This window comes from Phyllobacterium sp. LjRoot231 (assembly GCF_964253365.1).
In the GTDB taxonomy this organism is placed as follows: domain Bacteria; phylum Pseudomonadota; class Alphaproteobacteria; order Rhizobiales; family Rhizobiaceae; genus Phyllobacterium.
The window spans coordinates 3,261,332-3,279,451 of sequence record NZ_CAXUQT020000001.1; the positions used below are offsets into that span (position 1 = coordinate 3,261,332).

The 18,120-nt window shown below is 56.8% G+C and carries 17 protein-coding genes and 1 pseudogene; 12 read left to right on the forward strand and 6 right to left on the reverse strand.

Features of this window, described 5'->3' with window-relative positions; translation table 11 throughout:
- The first annotated feature begins 5 nt into the window (after window positions 1-5).
- The 4 genes from ACSQ3H_RS16070 (at window position 6) to ACSQ3H_RS16085 (ending at window position 4,871) form a co-directional block, all read left to right on the forward strand.
- Entirely contained in the window at window positions 6-878 is an 873-nt protein-coding gene (locus ACSQ3H_RS16070; protein WP_436117971.1) for an ABC transporter permease, read from the forward strand.
- Window positions 879-920: 42 nt separating this feature from the next.
- Window positions 921-1,949, forward strand: coding sequence for an aliphatic sulfonate ABC transporter substrate-binding protein (locus ACSQ3H_RS16075; RefSeq protein WP_436117972.1), 1,029 nt, complete (start codon window positions 921-923; stop codon window positions 1,947-1,949).
- Window positions 1,950-2,061: 112 nt separating this feature from the next.
- A complete protein-coding gene (locus tag ACSQ3H_RS16080) occupies window positions 2,062-3,498 on the forward strand; it encodes an MFS transporter (RefSeq protein ID WP_436117973.1) in 1,437 nt (478 codons plus the stop codon).
- A gap of 44 nt (window positions 3,499-3,542) precedes the next feature.
- Complete coding sequence (locus tag ACSQ3H_RS16085) at window positions 3,543-4,871, forward strand: LLM class flavin-dependent oxidoreductase (protein ID WP_436117974.1); 1,329 nt, start codon at window positions 3,543-3,545, stop codon at window positions 4,869-4,871.
- A gap of 2 nt (window positions 4,872-4,873) precedes the next feature.
- On the opposite strand, the gene ACSQ3H_RS16090 is transcribed toward ACSQ3H_RS16085, so the two are convergent.
- Window positions 4,874-5,299, reverse strand: coding sequence for an OsmC family protein (locus ACSQ3H_RS16090; RefSeq protein WP_436117975.1), 426 nt, complete (start codon window positions 5,297-5,299; stop codon window positions 4,874-4,876).
- Window positions 5,300-5,370: 71 nt separating this feature from the next.
- Window positions 5,371-5,697: a hypothetical protein gene (locus ACSQ3H_RS16095; RefSeq protein ID WP_436117976.1), complete on the reverse strand. Its 327-nt coding sequence runs from the start codon at window positions 5,695-5,697 to the stop codon at window positions 5,371-5,373.
- 272 nt (window positions 5,698-5,969) lie between these two features.
- Between ACSQ3H_RS16095 and ACSQ3H_RS16100 the strand changes: the two genes are divergently transcribed.
- The 4 genes from ACSQ3H_RS16100 (at window position 5,970) to ACSQ3H_RS16115 (ending at window position 9,848) form a co-directional block, all read left to right on the forward strand.
- Window positions 5,970-6,518 carry a tetratricopeptide repeat protein gene (locus ACSQ3H_RS16100; protein WP_436119470.1) on the forward strand — a complete coding sequence of 183 codons (549 nt, stop codon included), beginning with the start codon at window positions 5,970-5,972 and terminating at the stop codon, window positions 6,516-6,518.
- A 68-nt stretch (window positions 6,519-6,586) separates the two neighbouring features.
- Window positions 6,587-7,213 (forward strand): RNA polymerase sigma factor, encoded by a 627-nt coding sequence (locus ACSQ3H_RS16105; protein ID WP_436117977.1) that lies wholly within the window; start codon window positions 6,587-6,589, stop codon window positions 7,211-7,213.
- Window positions 7,210-8,013: an anti-sigma factor family protein gene (locus ACSQ3H_RS16110; protein ID WP_436117978.1), complete on the forward strand. Its 804-nt coding sequence runs from the start codon at window positions 7,210-7,212 to the stop codon at window positions 8,011-8,013. The genes ACSQ3H_RS16105 and ACSQ3H_RS16110 overlap by 4 nt, the downstream gene beginning before the upstream one ends.
- A 122-nt stretch (window positions 8,014-8,135) precedes the next feature.
- On the forward strand, window positions 8,136-9,848 hold the full coding sequence (locus ACSQ3H_RS16115) for an AMP-binding protein (RefSeq protein WP_436117979.1): 1,713 nt from the start codon (window positions 8,136-8,138) through the stop codon (window positions 9,846-9,848).
- A 5-nt stretch (window positions 9,849-9,853) separates the two neighbouring features.
- Here ACSQ3H_RS16115 and ACSQ3H_RS16120 read toward each other — a convergent pair whose 3' ends face one another.
- Window positions 9,854-10,702, reverse strand: a complete 849-nt coding sequence (locus ACSQ3H_RS16120) for an alpha/beta fold hydrolase (protein ID WP_436117980.1) — start codon at window positions 10,700-10,702, stop codon at window positions 9,854-9,856.
- Window positions 10,703-10,857: 155 nt separating this feature from the next.
- Window positions 10,858-11,229 carry a COG4315 family predicted lipoprotein gene (locus ACSQ3H_RS16125; protein ID WP_436119471.1) on the reverse strand — a complete coding sequence of 124 codons (372 nt, stop codon included), beginning with the start codon at window positions 11,227-11,229 and terminating at the stop codon, window positions 10,858-10,860.
- Between the two features lie 199 nt (window positions 11,230-11,428).
- Between ACSQ3H_RS16125 and ACSQ3H_RS16130 the strand changes: the two are divergent.
- Window positions 11,429-11,859 (forward strand): annotated as a pseudogene (locus tag ACSQ3H_RS16130) (GFA family protein).
- 21 nt (window positions 11,860-11,880) lie between these two features.
- Here ACSQ3H_RS16130 and ACSQ3H_RS16135 read toward each other — a convergent pair.
- Complete coding sequence (locus tag ACSQ3H_RS16135; protein WP_436117981.1) at window positions 11,881-14,265, reverse strand: autotransporter outer membrane beta-barrel domain-containing protein; 2,385 nt, start codon at window positions 14,263-14,265, stop codon at window positions 11,881-11,883.
- Between the two features lie 497 nt (window positions 14,266-14,762).
- On the opposite strand from ACSQ3H_RS16135, the gene ACSQ3H_RS16140 reads away from it, so the two are divergent.
- Window positions 14,763-15,008 carry a hypothetical protein gene (locus ACSQ3H_RS16140; RefSeq protein WP_436117982.1) on the forward strand — a complete coding sequence of 82 codons (246 nt, stop codon included), beginning with the start codon at window positions 14,763-14,765 and terminating at the stop codon, window positions 15,006-15,008.
- A 13-nt stretch (window positions 15,009-15,021) separates the two neighbouring features.
- Here the strand turns inward: ACSQ3H_RS16140 and ACSQ3H_RS16145 are convergent, their stop codons facing one another.
- Complete coding sequence (locus ACSQ3H_RS16145) at window positions 15,022-15,564, reverse strand: flavin reductase family protein (protein ID WP_436119472.1); 543 nt, start codon at window positions 15,562-15,564, stop codon at window positions 15,022-15,024.
- Between the two features lie 591 nt (window positions 15,565-16,155).
- Here ACSQ3H_RS16145 and ACSQ3H_RS16150 point away from each other — a divergent pair.
- Both ACSQ3H_RS16150 and ACSQ3H_RS16155 read left to right on the forward strand, forming a co-directional pair.
- Window positions 16,156-17,238 (forward strand): alkene reductase, encoded by a 1,083-nt coding sequence (locus tag ACSQ3H_RS16150; RefSeq protein WP_436117983.1) that lies wholly within the window; start codon window positions 16,156-16,158, stop codon window positions 17,236-17,238.
- 194 nt (window positions 17,239-17,432) lie between these two features.
- The gene (locus ACSQ3H_RS16155) at window positions 17,433-17,591 is read left to right on the forward strand and encodes a hypothetical protein (protein WP_436117984.1); all 159 of its coding nucleotides are present in this window, start codon (window positions 17,433-17,435) and stop codon (window positions 17,589-17,591) included.
- Window positions 17,592-18,120: the final 529 nt, after the last annotated feature.

Sequence of the window (18,120 nt, forward strand, 5' to 3'; positions counted from 1 at the left end):
GAACCATGGCCTATATCAGCGAGAAACCCGGCATTGGCATTAGGCTCTTGCCTACGGCACGGAAAACCTCCAGCCCTGTCCGATCTGCCCGCAAGCACAAGGCAGCCCGTGGCGATGGGACCTTCAGCTATGGCCTGCCCTTGCTCGTGCTATTTTTCCTGTTGTGGGAAATCGCCCCTCGCCTCGGTTGGCTCAATCCGATCTTCTTTCCGCCGCTCAGCGACGTTTGCCGGTCATGGATAGGGCTGGCGGAAAGCGGCGTGCTGGCCAAACATATCGGCATCAGCCTGCAACGCGCCGCGATCGGATTTGGTCTGGCAACCGTCGTTGCCGTTCCGCTCGGCTTCCTGATGGGCCGTTATTCTCTCTTCGAGAAGATCTCCGATCTTCTGGTTCAGACACTGCGCAACACCTCGCAATTTGCCTTGCTGCCGGTGTTCATTCTCCTGCTCGGCATCGGCGAAGCCTCGAAGATCGCGATCACATTCTATTCCTCCGTGTTCTTCCTGCTGGTGAATACGATCAGCGGGGTCAAGGCAGTGGACCCGCTGCTCTTGAAGGCTGCGCGCTCAATGGGGACCTCCGATCTCGATCTCTTCAGGAAAGTGATCCTGCCCGCCAGCATACCGTCGATTGTCGCCGGTGCACGGCTCGCGGTGAAGTCTTCCATCTTCGCCGTCATTGGGGCCGAGATGCTCGCCGCAAAATCAGGCCTCGGCTATCTGATCCAGCAATCGCAGCTGATGATGGAAACCGGCGACATGTATGCCGGTATTCTCACCATGACGCTGATCGGCCTGATCGTGAATTACCTGCTGGTCTGGTTCGAGCGTTGGGCGACCTCATGGATGGGCCAATCCGACACCTCACCTCACTGAAATCTGCGCATTTTACAAGAACGCCAACGAAGGAACCTGACTATGACAATTTCAAACAACGGCGTTCTGCGCCGAACCCTGATAAAGGCCATTGCCGCCTCGCTGCTTGGCCTGACAAGTCTCACCCTCTCAGCCATCGCGCAGGACAAGCCGGACGTTATCCGTATCGGCAGTACTGCTCCGGGCCATCTGAAGTTCATTCTGGCCCAGCATGATGGCTGGCTGGAAAAGGAATTCGCCAAGGATGGCATCAAGGTCGAGCTGGTGACCTTCACCGGCGGCGGCTCCGAAGCGACGACGGCTCTGGCGACGGGAGCGATCGAGGTGACCTATACCGGAAACAACCCGGCTCTGCGCGTTGCGGCATCGGGCGCCGATGTCAAGCTGATCGGCCTTTCGAGCTTCGTCAAAACCGGCGGTTCGGCCATCATCGTACCGACGAACTCGCCCCTGAAAACGGTGGCGGATCTGAAGGGCAAGAAGGTCGCATATCTCGCAGGCACCGTGCGCCATTCGAATTTCAGCAAGGCGCTGAAAGGCGCAGGATTGAAAACCGACGACGTCGAATCGCTCAACCTTCCCTTCGAGGCTTCAGGACCTGCGCTTCTTCGCGGCGACATCGACGCGATTGTCGAGACAGACAGCACGGCGGCGAAACTGGTCGATACCGGCCAGGCACGCATTCTTCTCGATGGGTCGGAGCACCCCGAGTGGGCCGTGCCGAACGTCATTTCCGTCAATGGCGCGTTCGCCGAAAAGTACCCTGACCTTGTCAAACGACTTTTGAAAGTCGACATACAAATTTCACGCTGGGCCGATGCGCACCCGGAAGACACGATCAAGATCTTCGTTGACGAGACGAAATCCTCGGAAAAATCGGTTCGCAAGACCTACAAGGACGGCGTGTTCTATCAGGACCCGAAGATCACCGACGAAGCGCTGACCGCGCTGAAGGAAGAAGAGAAATTCATGGCCGAGGCGAAGCTCCTGAAAGGAACGATCGACTACAGCAAATGGGTCGATACCAGCTATCTAGACGCTGCTTACAAGGAACTCGACGCCAATCAATAGCTCGATCGGCGTTGACAAATCCGGTTGCCGGGCCTGAATTGCGGGCCCGGCACTTTGATTATTGGCTGCGCAGCGTCGTAGCCATCCCGCATGAATGCACTGAGGAATTGAAATGACGACTGCACTATCGGACGGCGAGGAAACAGCCGTCACAGCGCGGCAACCGCGCCTTGTCGCTCTCGTTGTTGCAGTCGCTTTCTTCATGCAAATGCTTGACGGGACGATCATCACCACCTCCCTGCCCCAGATGGCGCTGTCATTCGGCATCGAGCCTGTGGCGATGAGCATCGGCATCACCGTTTATATGCTGTCCATGGCAGTCTTTATCCCCATTTCCGGCTGGCTGGGTGATCGCTTCGGCGCACGCAATGTCTTTCTTGCGGCGATAGCGATCTTCACGATCGCCTCGCTTGTTTGCGGACTTTCCGAAACCTTGTGGCAATTCGTCGGCGCGCGGGCGGTCCAGGGCGTGGGCAGCGCCTTGATGACGCCGGTTGGGCGCATGATCGTGCTACGCAACGCGGAAAAGTCGGAGCTCGTTTCCGCCATCGCCCTCATTACATGGCCCGCCCTGTTCGCGCCTGTCATCGGTCCTGTCCTTGGCAGTTTCATCACCACCTATTTCAGCTGGCACTGGAACTTCCTGATCAACATACCGCTCGGCATGCTCGGCATTCTGCTGGTCCTAAGGTTCGTTCCGGACCATCGGGAAACGTCCGTTCCGAAGTTCGATATGAAAGGCTTCGTGCTTTCCGCCGCGGGTCTGGCGCTGGTCCTCACCAGCCTCGAATCCTTCACGCACGGCATCCATGAATTCTACGTTGCTATCGCCATGCTTGCCGGTGGTTCGCTGCTATCCATCGTGGCGGCCCAGCATTTCCTAAAGTCGAAACACCCGCTGCTTGATCTGTCAGTTTTCAAAGTACGCACATTCGCCATCGCCACGGCAGCATCCGGAACGGCAGGGCGCGTCTCGATAAACTCAGCCCCATTCCTGCTGCCGCTGCTGTTCCAAGTCGGGTTCGGTTTCAGCGCGATCAAGACCGGCACGTTCATTCTGGTTTACTTCATCGGCAATCTCGGCATGAAAGTCGTCACCACGCCGCTGCTCCGGCGTTTTGGCTTTCGCTCGATCCTCTGCTTCAATGGACTGATCGCCGCGCTGTCCCTTGCCGCCTGTTCGCTGTTATCTGCCACCACGCCGCAGATCGTTGCCTTTACCCTGCTGCTGATCGCGGGTCTGTCGCGTTCCATGCAGTTCACGGCCCTCAACACATTGACCTTTGCCGATATCAATGCGGCGCAGCGCAGTTCGGCCTCAACGCTTTCCAGCATGTTGCAGCAGATGTCGATGCTGCTCGGCGTGGCCATCTCTGCCATGGTTCTTAACCTGTCGCAGATGGCTCACGGCAATGTCACCACATCGCTGACAGATTTTCGCATAGCCTTCTTCGTCGTCGGCCTCATCGGGGTCGTATCGGCAGTTCGTTTTCTGGAACTACCGTGGAACGCCGGAGCGGAAGTTTCCGGCCACACAAAAAGGGCGTGACCCAAGTCTAATATCGGGCGTCCATATATTTGAAAGGCACTGCCATGAGCGGGTCAAAACAACTGCATCTCGGGGCCTTCATGCGCCCGGTCAGCATTCACACCGGCGCGTGGCGCTATCCCGGCGCGTTTCCGGATGCCAATTTCAATTTCGCACACCTCAAGCGTTTCGCCCAGACGCTGGAACGCGGCAAGTTCGATGCATTCTTTCTGGCTGACCACCTCGCAGTGCTCAACATGCCGATCGAAGCGCTGAGGCGCAGCCATACGGTGACATCCTTCGAACCGTTCACGCTGCTGTCGGCACTGGCAGGTGCGACGGATCATATCGGCCTTGTCGCCACGGCCTCAACGACCTTCGACGCGCCATATCATGTGGCACGCCGCTTCGCCTCGCTCGATCATCTCAGCGGCGGGCGTGCCGGCTGGAATATCGTCACCACATCGAACCCGGATGCCGCCCTGAATTTCGGGCTCGAAGACCACATGGAGCATGGCGAGCGTTATCGGCGCGCACGCGAGTTCTACGATGTCGTCACCGGCCTCTGGGACAGTTTCGCCGACGACGCCTTTATCCGCGACGTGGAGAGCGGCATCTATTTCGATCCCGAGCGCATGCATGTGCTCGATCACAAGGGCGAATTCCTCTCCGTCCGTGGTCCGCTCAACATCGCGCGCCCTATTCAGGGCTGGCCAGTGATCGTCCAGGCCGGTTCGTCCGAGCCCGGCCGCCAGCTGGCTGCGGAAACGGCGGAGGTGGTTTTCGCCGCCTCGTCGAGCCTATCCGACAGCCAGCGCTTCTACGCCGACGTGAAGGGCCGCATGGAAAAGATCGGCCGCAATCGCGACCATCTCAAGATTCTGCCGGGTGCGTTCGTGGTGGTTGGCGATAGCGTCGAGGAAGCGCGGGCCAAGCGCGCCCACCTCGATAGTCTGGTGCATTACGCCAATGCGATCGGCTCACTGTCGATCGCCATTGGCCAGGATGCCTCACATTTCGATCCAGACGGCCCGCTGCCCGAGATCACGGACACCAACGCCAGCAAGAGCGCGCTTGAGCGCGTGGTCAATATGGCGCAGCGCGAGAATCTGACCGTCCGGCAACTGGCGCAAAGACTTGGCGGCTATTCCGGGCTTGCCTTTGTCGGAACGCCCGCCACTATCGCCGACGAAATGGAAGAATGGCTCCATTCGGAAGGCTCGGACGGGTTCAATGTGATGTTCCCATATCTGCCGGAGGGGCTCGACGATTTCGTCGACAAGGTCGTTCCCGAGCTGCAGCGCCGCGGAGTTTTCCGCAAGGAGTACGAAGGCACGACATTGCGCGAAAACCTTGGCCTGCCACGGCCAGCCAATCGTTTCTTCGCGGCGTAGGTTCAGCCCGCAAGCTTCGTGACGAAATCGGCGTTGCCGCGCAACGTATTGCTGACGGTGCAGATTTCCTCGGCGGCCTCGACGATCTGGTGCTTCGTTGCGCTGTCGAGATCGCCATCGATCTCGATGGAAATATCGAAGCGCGCCACGCGCGACGGCCCGTCATGCGCCTTTTCGCCGGTCACATGCACCCGAACTTCGCCCAGCCTGTCAGCAACGCCGAGGCGGCTCGCTGCAATACGCGCGCTCAATGCAATGCACGCCGACAGCGAACTATAAAGCAAATCGATCGGGTTGAAGCCGGGTTCGGAAACCGAGGTCACAACGCCGATCTTGCCTCCCGTCTCCGAGGTGACGAGTGGCAGTTCCTTGGGCCGCAGCACGGAGGTTGCGCCCACGGCGCGGGTCCTGATCTTGAGTTCAGACATTTTGTGATTTCCCGAATACAGATGCCCCAACCCTACTCAGGGCGGGCGCAAAATACCACTGGTTTGGTAAATCAATCGCGTCCCGCATTCCGATGTACTGCTTCAAGCGCTCGCATGGCTTCGAACAGCATTTCCCTGTCTCGCTGATGCGCTTCGAACAGCGCGACGAAGGCCGGGTTGGTGATCTCGTGCGGTTTCGGTGCCGCCTTGGCGCGGTCAAGACTGTTGTCAGCGGCCAATCTCGCAGCCGCAACGCGTTGCTTTGCGACCTCGATTGCGGAGAGCACCTGACGCTTGCCGCCAGTCGACGCGGTTGATCCCGCTTCGGTTCTTACAATCAATGATTGCAGGAACTGTCCGCTGGCCTCATCCACAGGCTCGACTGGTCTACCGTTCATTTTCCGGATACGCTTTTCATTCGCGAATTTACTCCACTGAAGCATAAATCCTTGTTCCTCCGGGCAGAACGCACCGGGAGTCAAAATTTTTCCCAATATGAGTAAACAATTCCAGTTTTTGGCCACTTCTGGAAATTCAATTGCGGCGTGTTCGTTTATCGCTTTGTTGCAAGTCGAGTCGTTCCTCGGTCTTGCGCTCGAAATAATCAGCCAAACGCTCCGAATAATTCTCCGCGCGACGTGTTCTCCACATGTCAGATTGTCATTCGGAGATAGAACTCATGAAAAATTCGATCACATCGGCCCTGCTTGGCGCCAGCCTCGCCCTTACCGCTTTTTCCATACCGGCCTTCGCTGCCGGTGGTGGCGGCACTGATGACGCTAGCACGACGCCCGCCTGCCCCAAGGGCCAGGTCTGGGAATCCAAGACCAAGAAATGTGTCAAGAAGACCAGCAGCGCCGTTCCGGACAAGGATCGCACCGAGTACGCCTACACCTTGGCCAAGGCCGGACGCTACGATGAAGCGCTGGAAATGCTCGATACGCTGAAGAACCCGAACACCAAGGAAGCGCTCAACTACCGTGGTTACGCCACACGCAAGCTTGGCCGGACGGATGAAGGCATCTCCTGGTACAAGAAGTCCGTCGCTCTCGATCCGAAATACGCGAAGGTCCGCGAATATCTCGGCGAAGCCTATGTCATCAAGGGTCAGATCGATCTCGCAAAGGACCAGCTGAAGACCATCAAGTCGATCTGCGGGACGACCTGCGAAGAATATCGCGATCTCAACGAGGCAATCGAGAAGCCGTCGAATATCTGACCCGGCTATCGCCCGGCTTGGGAAAGGACGAGAGACGGTCGTGACTCGTTCACAAAGAAGGGATCAAAGTGACCATCGCTCATCTCCAACTTTCTGCTTATAGTCGGGCGAAACCAAACCTGTCGTCAGCGCCGGATGTCCGCAGCGGACTTGTCTGGACGGAGGCAATCATCGCGAGCGAACACGAAATCCGGGCGAGTCTTGCCCAGTATCTCGGCCGGCTCTGGCGGTACGGCATTGTGCTGTCCCGCCAGCGCGATGTTGCGGATGATCTCGTGCAGGCGACCTGTGTGCGGGCACTGGAGCGGGCCAGCCAGTTCACGAGCGGAACAAGGCTCGATCGCTGGCTGTTCTCGATCCTGCATTCGATCTGGCTCAATGAGGTCCGCTCGCGCCGCATCCGCATGGGCAATGGTTTCGTCGATGCCGATGTAACACTTTCCTTCGACGGCGAGCAGGAGACCGAAACGCACGTCATGGCCAATCAGGTTTTGCGCCAGGTGAATGAATTGCCCGAGGCGCAGCGAACCGCTGTATTTCTCGCCTATGTCGAGGGTCTGTCCTATCGCGAGGTCGCGGAGGTCCTTGACGTACCGATCGGTACTGTCATGAGCCGCCTCGCCTCTGCCCGCGCGAAACTCGCCGAAAACGCCGATCCAAATATGATCGCCAAACAAATGAAAGGAGGGAAATGATGACTGATCTGAAACACGCCGAAATGCCCTCCGACGAAATGTTGGTCGCGTTTCTCGACGGCGAACTCGAGGGCGCAGAGCGCGCGCGGATTGATACTCTTGTCAAAACCGATAAGGCTGTCGGTGCCCGGTACGAATTCCTCTCGCGCAGTGAAATGGCCTTTTACGATGCTTTCCAGCCGTTGCTCGAAAACGCCCCGACGGCAAAGCTTGAAGCCATTCTGAGCGGCCTCCCGGCGTCAGTCACCGCTGAACCGGTCCCGAGGGACTGGAGCCGCCGCGGTTTCATGGCGGCGGCGATCGCATTCGTCTTTGTCGGCGTGGCCGCTGATCGCGCCTATATTGGAATGCAGGACGTTTCTAGCGAACGCGACGGATCGGAATGGCGGGCGGTTGTCGCGGAATATTTGTCGCTTTACACACCCGAGACGCTGGCCAATCTAACAAGCGATGAACAATCGCAGAACGCGCAATTGCGTAATGTCGGCGACAAGCTTGGCCTTGCCCTGCCCGTGGAAGCGGTGTCTCTGCCTGGCATCCCCCTCAAGCGCGCGCAGATTCTCCAGTATGACGGCAAGCCACTTGGGCAGATCGCCTATCTCGATCCCGAACACGGACCGATGGCACTCTGCATCGTTCAATCGTCGAAAGGCGCCGCGGCTCCGCAAACCGAGCGGCGACGCGGCATGAATGTGGTCTATTGGTCGGATCAAGCCCATGGCTACATGCTGATCGGCCGCAATCCTGCTGACAGGCTGAACGATTTGGCCGAACGGGTGCGGACCGCTCTCAACGCTTGAGCTACATTTCAATAAAGCCGGTGGGTATCCCACGCTGATTGGATTACGGTGTAGAGCCCTTTCCGGCCAGTATGGTCGGAAAGGGCTCTAACATTCTGTGCATTTGACCTCGGAGGAATGTCATGCGCCCAGTCATCGATCCTGCAGGAAGCGATAAATTCAGTCATGTGCGTGGTGCCAACGAGCCGCCATTGCTGGAAACCACCATATCCCAGGCACTGGACAGCGCGGCGTCGCGATGGAGCGAAGCCGAAGCCATTGTCTCCGTCCATCAAAACGTTCGGTGGACCTACAGCGAATTAAGAGCAAAAACCGACGCTTTCGCCGCTGGCCTGATAGTGCTGGGTCTTGAACGCGGCGACAGGATTGGCATATGGTCGCCCAATAATGCCGAGTGGGCCCTGACCCAATTCGCCGCTGCAAAAGCCGGTCTCATCCTCGTCAATATCAATCCCGCCTATCGCCTCTCCGAGGTCGAGTACACGCTGAACAAGGTGGGCGTAAAAGCGCTGGTTGCTCTCGAGCGATTCAAGACCAGCGAATATGCCGAAATGATCGAGACACTCGCTCCGGAAATAATGTCCGGCGAAGGCGAGATAAATTCCTCCAGATTGCCCTATCTGAGGCATGTCATATTGATTGGAGGGCACCCGCGCCTCGGCTGGATAGCATTCGACGATGTATCCAAACTTGCAACTGAGGACCATTGCGCCGAACTCACAGAGCGTGACAGAACAACGACTTGCATGGATCCGGTCAACATTCAGTTCACCAGCGGTACAACGGGTTTGCCGAAGGGCGCGACGCTCTCCCATCGCAATATCCTGAACAATGGTTTTTTCGTTGGCCGCAGCGTTGGCCTGCGTCCCGGCGACCGGCTTTGCGTCCCCGTCCCGCTCTATCATTGTTTCGGTATGGTCATGGCAAATCTTGGTTGCGTCGTCCATGGCGCTACGATGGTCTACCCATCCGAAGCTTTCGACCCGCTGGCAGTTTTGAGCGCAATCGAGGCTGAGCGATGCACGGCTCTCTACGGCGTGCCGACCATGTTCATCGCCGAACTCGGGCATCCGGAGTTCGAACGCTTCGACCTTTCATCCTTGCGGACGGGATGCATGGCGGGCTCACCTTGCCCTATCGAGATCATGAAGCAGGTCATTGATCGCATGCACATGCGGGATGTCACCATCGCCTACGGAATGACCGAAACCAGTCCTGTCAGTTTCCAGAGTTCGGACGAAGATCCGGTTTCCCGGCGGGTCTCGACGATAGGGCGTGTTCAGCCGCATCTCGAATGCAAGGTCATCGATGCTGACGGCAATACCGTTCCTCGCGGCACGCCGGGCGAGCTTTGCACCAAGGGATATTCCGTCATGATCGGCTATTGGGACGATCCGGAGAAAACAGCTGAAGCGATCGATGAGGAAGGCTGGATGCATACCGGTGACCTCGCAACCATCGACGATGAGGGTTATGGCAATATTGTCGGGCGCCAAAAGGACATGGTGGTTCGCGGCGGTGAAAACATCTATCCGCGCGAAGTGGAGGAGTATCTGTTTCGCCACGTCAAGATCAAGGACGTTGCCATTGTCGGCGTTCCAGACCCGAAGTTCGGCGAAGAACTTTGTGCCTGGATCATCCTGAAGACCGGTGAAGACGGCAACGAGGAAGAGATCAAGGCATTTTGCCACGGGCAAATCGCCCATTACAAAGTGCCCAGATATATCCGTTTCGTCGAAGCTTTTCCGCTGACGGTCACAGGAAAGATCCAGAAATATCTGATCCGCAAGCAGATGGCGGAAGAGTTGGGGCTACAGGAGCAAAAAACGGCCTAGCCGGGTCACTTGTCGATGAAATCGCGCACGGCTTTGTTGTAACCTTCTGGGTCCTGCAACATGGCGAAATGACTGGCATTCTCGAGGATGACCAATTTGGCGCCCGGAATCGTCTTGGCCATATAATCCGTGTGCTCGCGGGTTATCGCCTCGTCGTGATCGCCAAGGACGATTGCCACCGGCGTCTTGATCTTTTTGAGGTCGTCATCGCTCCAGTTCGGCTGACTTGCCCACATGCCGCTGATCTGCTCGACAAAGGCGTCATATTGGTCCGGCGTTGGCGATATCTTCTTGTAAACTTCGCCTGCCTTATCAATGTAGCCGGCAAATGTCTTGTTCTGCATGACGTCGGGCTTGAGACCGTCCACTTTCGTATTGGCCGCCTGGGCAAAGACTTTTGTCAACCTCTCCGGGTGGTTCATGGCGATATCGAGCCCGATTATCCCGCCGTCACTCCAACCAACAAGCGCGGTCTTGTCGACCTTCAGATAGTCGAGAAGCGCCAGATAGTCGGATGACATCAGATCGTAGCTGTAAGGATCGGCGTTGCGTGTCGAACGTCCGTGACCACGGCTGTCAGCAACGATCACCATGTGATCTTTTGCAAGATCGGCCACCTGCGCACCCCAGATATCGGCGTAGCCAAGACCGCCATGTATGAGGAGTACGGGCGCGCCTTTGCCATACACCGCATAATACATCTCGATACCATTGACCGGCGCCGTGCCGCTTTTCTCCGGCGCAGGCATGGCTGCGGGTGTGGGAAGCATTTCCCATCGCTCGGCGGCCTGAACGTTTGCGCCCGCCAAAGCAAATACCAAGACAAGAGAGCATGCCAAAGACTTGAGAATCATGATTTTCCCCTCCGAAGAACGCAGGATGCGATGTCCGCCATCCTAACCAATATCATCATGTTTGGCGAATTTCTGCTCTGGTATCGAAGGACGGCACGCGCAACTGAAAAGGCGGCCCGTAAGAGCCGCCTTCATGTCATGTCAAATCTGTTTTCTTACTTCGCCACGTGCCAGACACCGCCGACGCCATCGCCCTCCATATCGCCAGCTTTCTTGTCCTTGGCGAACGTATAAAGTGGCTTGCCTTCGTAGGCCCACATCTCCTTGCCGGCCGAATCTTTGACCAGCGTCCATTCACCTTCGGCCTTGGCCCCTTTGCTGGCGTGGAACGCCGGCCAGTTCTTCAGGCATTTTTCATCGCAATTCGATTTGCCGTCCTTGTCCTTGTCGAACGTGTAGAGCGTCATGCCCTTCTCGGTCGCCCATACCTTGCCCATCTTCGTATCCATCATTTTCGCTGGTTCTGCAGCGAAAGCCGACAGACTGGTGGCGGCGAGTATTCCCATTGCAATCAATATTGTCTTCATGGTCATTCACTCCCTCTTTGGGATTGCCAGCGAGGTGCCGGCAGTGCCCGTTCTTCAAGCGAACCAAGCCGTTCGCATCGGGGAATAATGTACCACATTCTGATCCGAAATGAGGCGCTGTAGACGGATTTCCCGCCTTGATTTGATATAGGACGCCTTGTTTGCTACCAAATCTGCGACAGACAATCAGGGGCCAATAATGGATATTGATATCGCTGAAATCGACGGCGCTTGCCACTGCGGATCAGTGCGTTTCCATGTCAGGCTGACGAATGGGCTCCGCACAACACGTCGTTGCAATTGCAGCTTTTGCCGGATGCGCGGCGCTGTCGCCGTAACGGCTGAAGTCGGCGGCATCGATTTCCTTGCAGGCGAAGACACGCTTAGCGTCTACCAGTTCAACACCATGACGGCTAAGCACTATTTCTGCTCGCAATGCGGTATCTACACGCATCATCAGCGCCGGTCCAATCCGAATGAGTACGGCGTCAATGTTGCCTGTCTTGAGGGGATCAGCCCCTTCGATTTTGACGAGGTGCCGGTGAGTGACGGCATTCACCATCCCTCTGACGACCAACAAGCCAGCGGGTCGGGGCCGTTGGCTTCCTGCGATTTGTCCGCAGGGACTAGGAAAACAGGTCCTGACCCTGATCACCATTTGACGGTCAGGCCAATATTGCCCTCGAATATCTTCTGCTCGGGGCCATCGACATCGAATGTGTAATCCGCGACGGCAAATGCGCTGACCTTCTCGGTAAAATCATGAACGATACCGGCGCCTAGCTCCAGCGAAGTGGACTCACCTTCGGTGCTGATTGCATCCGGGCCGAAGAACACAGAGTCGGTGGTGCTGAAACCATGCCATAGATTGGCTTTGACATAGGGCTGGAACAGACCGGCAGAGGTTTGATATTTCCCCTGCATTCTGAAGCCGAGCCGGCCGGTAAAGCCGTCATCATTGTCGAATGAGACATCGGAAAAGGCGTCCGATTGATCGTCAAGTGAAATGTTCTGCCAGATCAATTGCGCTTGCGGCTCGATCGTCCAGCTTTCGGATAGAGCAATTGGATAACCGCCTTCCAGCGAGGCAGTAAAGCCGGTGCCGTCGATGTCGATGCCGACGCCGCGATCGGAGGTCGCGTCGCCGCCAAACCACGATCCCATCAGAACGCCATCCAGGTACCATCCGCCCGGGCCGATATGCGTCCAGTAGCCGCCGAAGCTCGTCGTATCAAGATTGACGCTGCCGACACTCAGACCGTTCCATCCGAGCGCCTGGCCCTTGATATCCGCATCGAGATTGGAATAGCCGAAGAACAGACCGGCAATATCGCGGTGCCCGTTGTCGTGCTCCCAACCGAGAATATCGAGACCAGCCTGGATTCCATAGAGGTTTCCGTCGATGGATGGATCAACGGTTCCGTTCCAGCTTTGCTCGGTCGATTGGCCGAAGGCACGGCCCCAGGCGGCCGAGAAGTTCTCGCGGGAATTGACCACTCCCTGTTCGCCGCGTCTTTCATGAAATGTTCCGAGGGTCGCCAATGCGGATTGACGCGCAACGGGAGGAACGACCGAATAGACGGGAACCTCGACGCGATAAAGCGGAATTACTGCACCCGGTTCAGCCACCACAGGTGTCGCACCAGAATTAGGCGGTTCAACGCCCGGTCCTGGCAGCTCAATGGCGTCAGGTCCGGGCTGCGCGGTCGGATTCTCACTGCCAGCCACAAGGGTTGAACGCAGATACCAGTTCTCATCGCTTCCCGCGGAAACACCGCCCTTGAAGAGATAATATTCGAAGGCCCCCGCCGCGACGGAATTGCTCAGGCTGAACGCCGACGCGCCGGTGGTTGCACCATTGACGGCCTCAACAACGAGAATGCCGTCCTGTACCGTGCTCGCACCGGCTCCGCCAAGATTGGTCACCGCAAGCCCGGTCGTTCCAGCCGCCGTGCCGCCGGAAATCACGAATTTGTCGGAAGCCGAAGAATCATCGCCAAGCACCGTCTGCAACCGGATCGCGCCGCCACTGCCCGTATAATTGCCAAGGACGGTGAATGTATCGGTTGCGCCACTCGAACCATTGGTGAGATCGATCGTCCCTGCATTGGTCACATCGGCGAGTTGCCCCGCTGTGAAAGGCGCGATTGCTGCATTGACGCCATTGCCCGCAAACAGCGTGCTACTGCTATCTATCGAAAAGCTGCCTGTTCCCGTTCCGCTGTCGCCGACGACAAAATTGCTGTCGAGCGTGAAGGCAGATCCATTGGTCAGTGAGACATTTTCCCAATTGATGTATCTGCCCGCCGTCGTCGCCGTCGTATTGGCAAAGGTCAGCGTATCCGTACCGGCCCCGCCATTGATCGATGGTGTCGACGAGAGGGTTGCCTCGGTGAGATTCTGCAGTGTTCCGGTGTCATTGCCCGCGCCGAGGTTGATCGCCCCGCCGATCGTACCTGCCGTGTCCCACGTAAACTGATCATTGCCGCCTGCCGTGGTGACCGTGCTGCCGATGGAGCCGCCGGAGATGAAGATGCGGTTGTCCCCGCTGCCGAGATTGACGAACGTGCCGATAGAACCGCCCGAAAGTATCAGCAGGTCGCGGCCTTGCGTTGCAATCACAAAGCGGTCGATGACACCGCCCGACATGCGCATTTCATTGTTGGCCTGCTCGAGATTGACCTCGCCGATCTGCCCGCCTGTCATCGTAAAGAAATCGCCGGCAAAGAACTGGCCAATGATCCGGCCGCCGCTGACTGTCGCCGTGTCGAGTTCGCTGCCCTGCTCCACTCTTTGAACCACGCCGCCGGTCATGACGAAATTGTCGACGCCGCCATTCTGGAAAATTGTGCCGTTGACCGTACCGCCATTCAGCTGAAGACTATCATTGCCGCCGCCTTCGCTGAGATCGCCGTTGATGGTCCCGGAATTGATCACGACCGTATCGACACCGGTACTGAAGGTAACGGGACCGGTGATGATACCAGTGCCGCCCGTGGGAAGCGTAAGCGAATTATTCCCCCCCGGATCCGTCAAGGGTCCGCCGGTCCCGCTGTCGCAAATATAAACATCGTTTCCTGCTGTGGGAACGAGGTTACAGGCTGCAAATGCGGATTGATTGGATAGAAAGAAAGGTAGAACGGAAACAGAAGAAAGCCAGAAGATGCGTGTACATCGAGCAAACGAAGGCATGCAATTTCCCCCTATAGCGATCATGTGACAGGGAATTGCCTCCTACCCAAGCAATCCCAGCGATCAAACAACGATATCGGCGAGTGCAAACCTAGTTTCAGATCAATATTTACGCAACCTAGGGTTTTACATGATAGGCGCGAAATTTACTGGTGTGGTAAATTGGTCTCACTTTTGTACGCTGGAAGACTTTATTCTTGTCGCTCGTCAACAGGATATTCTTTGGGATGGCGAGGTCGTGCCGATCCATCCAGCGATCAAGCGCAGCGCTCGGATTTGACTGCCTGTTGATATCCGTTGTAATCGAAATAGACGCGCATGGACTGACCGGAGAGCACACGATGGACCGCTACGAAACCTTCGCGACCTGGATCTTTATCGTCTTCGGTGCACTTATCATTGCGGGTCTGATGGCCTTTGCGATCACTACCGATGACAAGCCCGCCTTCCTTTTCGCGCTGGCGTCCGCATGCTCTGCGTTTTTTCTTGGCTTCGCAGTGATTTTCGATCAGCCGCGGTTATACGGGCTCATTTTGTTTGCGTCGGTAGCGCTGATCGCGTCCTCCATCACTGCGATCGTCACCTGACGCCTTTAAGTTACTACTTTTCACCGAGCGTCCCGATAGACCGGTAGGCGCCGTGCCAATAGATCAGCGGCTCGGCATTCCGGCGCAGCGTCACCGCCCTCACCCTACCGATCAGGATACCATGCGAATGCCGCTCAATGGCGTCGTCGAGTTCGCAATCGAGCACAGTCAGCGCATCGACCAGCGCCATCGTCCCTGTACTGAGTTCCCGCCAATCCGCACCCTGATAGCGTTCCACTCCCTTTTGACCGTCCCTTCCGGAAAAACTGTCGGCCACGTGGCGTTGATCATGCGCCAGCACATTGACGCAGAAGCTGCCATGCCGCTGCAGGACCGGCCAGGACGAGGAATCGCGATTGAGACTGACGATCACCGAGGGCGGTTCTATGGCCAATGACGAGACCGAGGTCGCGGTGAAACCCGTCCGGTCAGCGCCGCGCCCGACTGTAATGACGCTCACAGCCGCCGCCAGGTGCCGCATCGAATCCTTGAACAGGTCGGCCTCCACGGTCAGCTCTTGGTGGGCCGCACGCGCCCCGCTCTGAAAAACGGACATCATTTCCTCATTCATTGGATTGTTTCGCAAACCGCTGGCATGCGACGGAAGACTCTCATCCTCCATTGCAGCACATCAGGAGTGCTTCGAACCAGACCGCTCTTTGCTCCAGTTGGCCCCTTTTGGCGATTTTGTTTTGCGATTTTCGTGGATTTCGAGAAATCGAATTCAACAGAGTTGGCGGCCGGATTTCACGAGCAGTGATTGGCGGAACCCTCCTGTTTCATAATCGAGCACCTTGCGGAAAATAGTTCCAATAATTCCGTCACGAACGCAAAACGCTACCCTTTAAGCGCGGAGAATTATAATCTCTATCGTATTAATCGTGTATGGAATGTCGGAAGATCAGGCTATCGGCAACGAGGGACGAATCCTGATGGCTTCAACAGATTATATCAGCACGCACAGTTTGGCCCGAGGCAGCCGCCGCTTCACAGGGGATCGTGCTTTCGGAGTCGCGCTGTTTGTCACCGCCTTTGCGTTTCATGTGGCAGTCCTCTTCAATCTGTTGCCATCATAGTACCCCGGTCTTGGACCCAAGGCCCTCTCTTTGCTAGAGTACAATTCCCCAATCCTTGAATGAATGTACCGATGGCCACGCTGTTTTCTCCGCTCACTATCGGCGACCTTAAGCTCTCCAATCGCATCGTGATGGCGCCGATGACCCGCCGTCGTGCCTTGCATGGCAAGATTCCCGGCGAACTCACCGCGCTCTATTATGCGCAGCGTGCCAGTGCGGCCCTGATCATCTCGGAATCTACCGAAGTCGATCCGCATAGTGGTATTGCCATTCCGACCCGGCCAGGTTTGACCAACGGCGCGCAGGAAGCGGGCTGGCGGCAGGTCACCGATGCCGTCCATGGCGCCGGCGGCACAATATTCGTACAGCTCTCCCACATGGGGCGCACCGCGCATCCGTCGCAATTGCTGGACGGTCGTCAACCTGTCGGCCCGTCCGCGCTTGCAGGAACCGGAACAATTTACACGGCGAACGGACCGGAACCCTATGTAACGCCGCGCGCACTCGAGACTCCTGAAATCAGCACAATCGTTTCTGAATTTGCAGCGGCTTCCGCCAGAGCCAAATCGGCGGGTTTTGATGGCATCGAAATTCACGGCGCCAATGGTTATCTCATCGATCAGTTCCTGCGCGATGGCAGCAATATCCGTACCGACACCTATGGCGGATCGGTCGAAAATCGCGCCCGTTTCCTGTTGGAGATTATTGACGCGATAAAACTGTACTGGCCAGTCAACCGTCTCGGCGTTCGGCTGTCTCCGACCAATCCCTATCAGGGGATGAGCGATAGCGATCCCATTCGCCACTTTGCGGAAATCGCCGGGTTGCTCGATCCGCTCGGCTTGGCCTATCTACACATGGTTGAACCACCCGTCCAACTGGAAGGTTATCCAGTCACCGCGGCAGCCATTCGGGCTGCTTTCAAAGGACCGCTCATTCGCGCCGGCGGTTTTAAACGAGCGGATGCCGATAACGTCCTGGCCGCGGGAAAAGCCGACCTAGTTGCTCTTGGCGAGGCTTTTATTGCCAATCCGGATCTGCCGGAACGCTGGCGCCTGCGCGCACCGCTCAATGCTGCGGACAAGGCGACGTTCTACACGCAAGGCCCCAAAGGCTACACAGATTACCCGAGCTTGGAACTCGTGGAGGATTAGCCTCCGGTATTGCCACTCAGATCAGCATTTTTTCATTTCTCCGGAACCAATTCGTCGCTAAAACATTTCCATATCACTGGTTCCCCCAAACCAGTCTTGGCTAACCCCACAAGCCAACAATGACCCAATCCTCATGCCCCTTGAGGATTGGGTTTTCCGTATGAGCTGAACAGCAATTGTGAGTGGAGAAAACAATGTCGATTGAAGATGCCAAACACGCGATCGAAGCTGCCATTCATAGCGGTGATTTCAAGAGCATGGGCGTTGCTGTATTCAAGGCAATCAATGCTTTGGAGGAAAGAATTAAACGGCTTGAAGAAGATAACGAACGGCTAAAGGCAAGGTTAAAATAGACTTTTTGCCACCTGAACCTTGAAATTTTCGCTACATGTGCTAGCATTCCGGGAGGTTGAGTGTTGCGGTACCTTGAGCCTGCGCCGCACTGAAACGATGCGCGATATTCTTATCCAGAGTCCAGTTTGTTAGAGCCAAATCAAGCCTCAACTCGCGAAACCCCTACCGATCCGGCAGGGGTTTTGCTTGTCTAGGGTCAGGACCTGCTAATCTGGTCGAAATGGTATGAGGCTTTTCGTTTGGATACGAGGAGCAAAGGCGATGGAAATGTTTATCCATTTTCGAGCCTTTGCGACGATGTTGCCGGGCGAAAAGACCATATCCTCCGGACGCCGAAACGGCTGCAAGCTGCAGTGTCGAACCGTTCGGCCGGGGGAAAGACCCCGCCCTTCACGCTTCTCAGAGCATGGTCCCGGAAAGTTGTTCGACTTTTCGGACAAGACCATGCTCCAAAGAAAAAAGCGGCGCATGTATCTTTCGACCCGGCGAAGAGCCGGATCGGAACATGCGCTGCATCCTCTTGCCGTT

What these genes read in the sequence shown, in the direction of transcription:
- ACSQ3H_RS16115 (WP_436117979.1), top strand. Translation starts at nt 8,136, where the DNA reads ATGCGCCCAGTCATCGATCCTGCAGGAAGCGATAAATTCAGTCATGTG.
- ACSQ3H_RS16140 (WP_436117982.1), top strand. Translation starts at nt 14,763, where the DNA reads ATGGACCGCTACGAAACCTTCGCGACCTGGATCTTTATCGTCTTCGGT.
- ACSQ3H_RS16120 (WP_436117980.1), bottom strand. Translation starts at nt 10,702, where the DNA reads ATGATTCTCAAGTCTTTGGCATGCTCTCTTGTCTTGGTATTTGCTTTG.
- ACSQ3H_RS16090 (WP_436117975.1), bottom strand. Translation starts at nt 5,299, where the DNA reads ATGTCTGAACTCAAGATCAGGACCCGCGCCGTGGGCGCAACCTCCGTG.
- ACSQ3H_RS16155 (WP_436117984.1), top strand. Translation starts at nt 17,433, where the DNA reads ATGTCGATTGAAGATGCCAAACACGCGATCGAAGCTGCCATTCATAGC.
- ACSQ3H_RS16110 (WP_436117978.1), top strand. Translation starts at nt 7,210, where the DNA reads ATGATGACTGATCTGAAACACGCCGAAATGCCCTCCGACGAAATGTTG.
- ACSQ3H_RS16070 (WP_436117971.1), top strand. Translation starts at nt 6, where the DNA reads ATGGCCTATATCAGCGAGAAACCCGGCATTGGCATTAGGCTCTTGCCT.
- ACSQ3H_RS16095 (WP_436117976.1), bottom strand. Translation starts at nt 5,697, where the DNA reads ATGAACGGTAGACCAGTCGAGCCTGTGGATGAGGCCAGCGGACAGTTC.
- ACSQ3H_RS16125 (WP_436119471.1), bottom strand. Translation starts at nt 11,229, where the DNA reads ATGAAGACAATATTGATTGCAATGGGAATACTCGCCGCCACCAGTCTG.
- ACSQ3H_RS16145 (WP_436119472.1), bottom strand. Translation starts at nt 15,564, where the DNA reads ATGTCCGTTTTTCAGAGCGGGGCGCGTGCGGCCCACCAAGAGCTGACC.
- ACSQ3H_RS16075 (WP_436117972.1), top strand. Translation starts at nt 921, where the DNA reads ATGACAATTTCAAACAACGGCGTTCTGCGCCGAACCCTGATAAAGGCC.
- ACSQ3H_RS16080 (WP_436117973.1), top strand. Translation starts at nt 2,062, where the DNA reads ATGACGACTGCACTATCGGACGGCGAGGAAACAGCCGTCACAGCGCGG.
- ACSQ3H_RS16150 (WP_436117983.1), top strand. Translation starts at nt 16,156, where the DNA reads ATGGCCACGCTGTTTTCTCCGCTCACTATCGGCGACCTTAAGCTCTCC.
- ACSQ3H_RS16085 (WP_436117974.1), top strand. Translation starts at nt 3,543, where the DNA reads ATGAGCGGGTCAAAACAACTGCATCTCGGGGCCTTCATGCGCCCGGTC.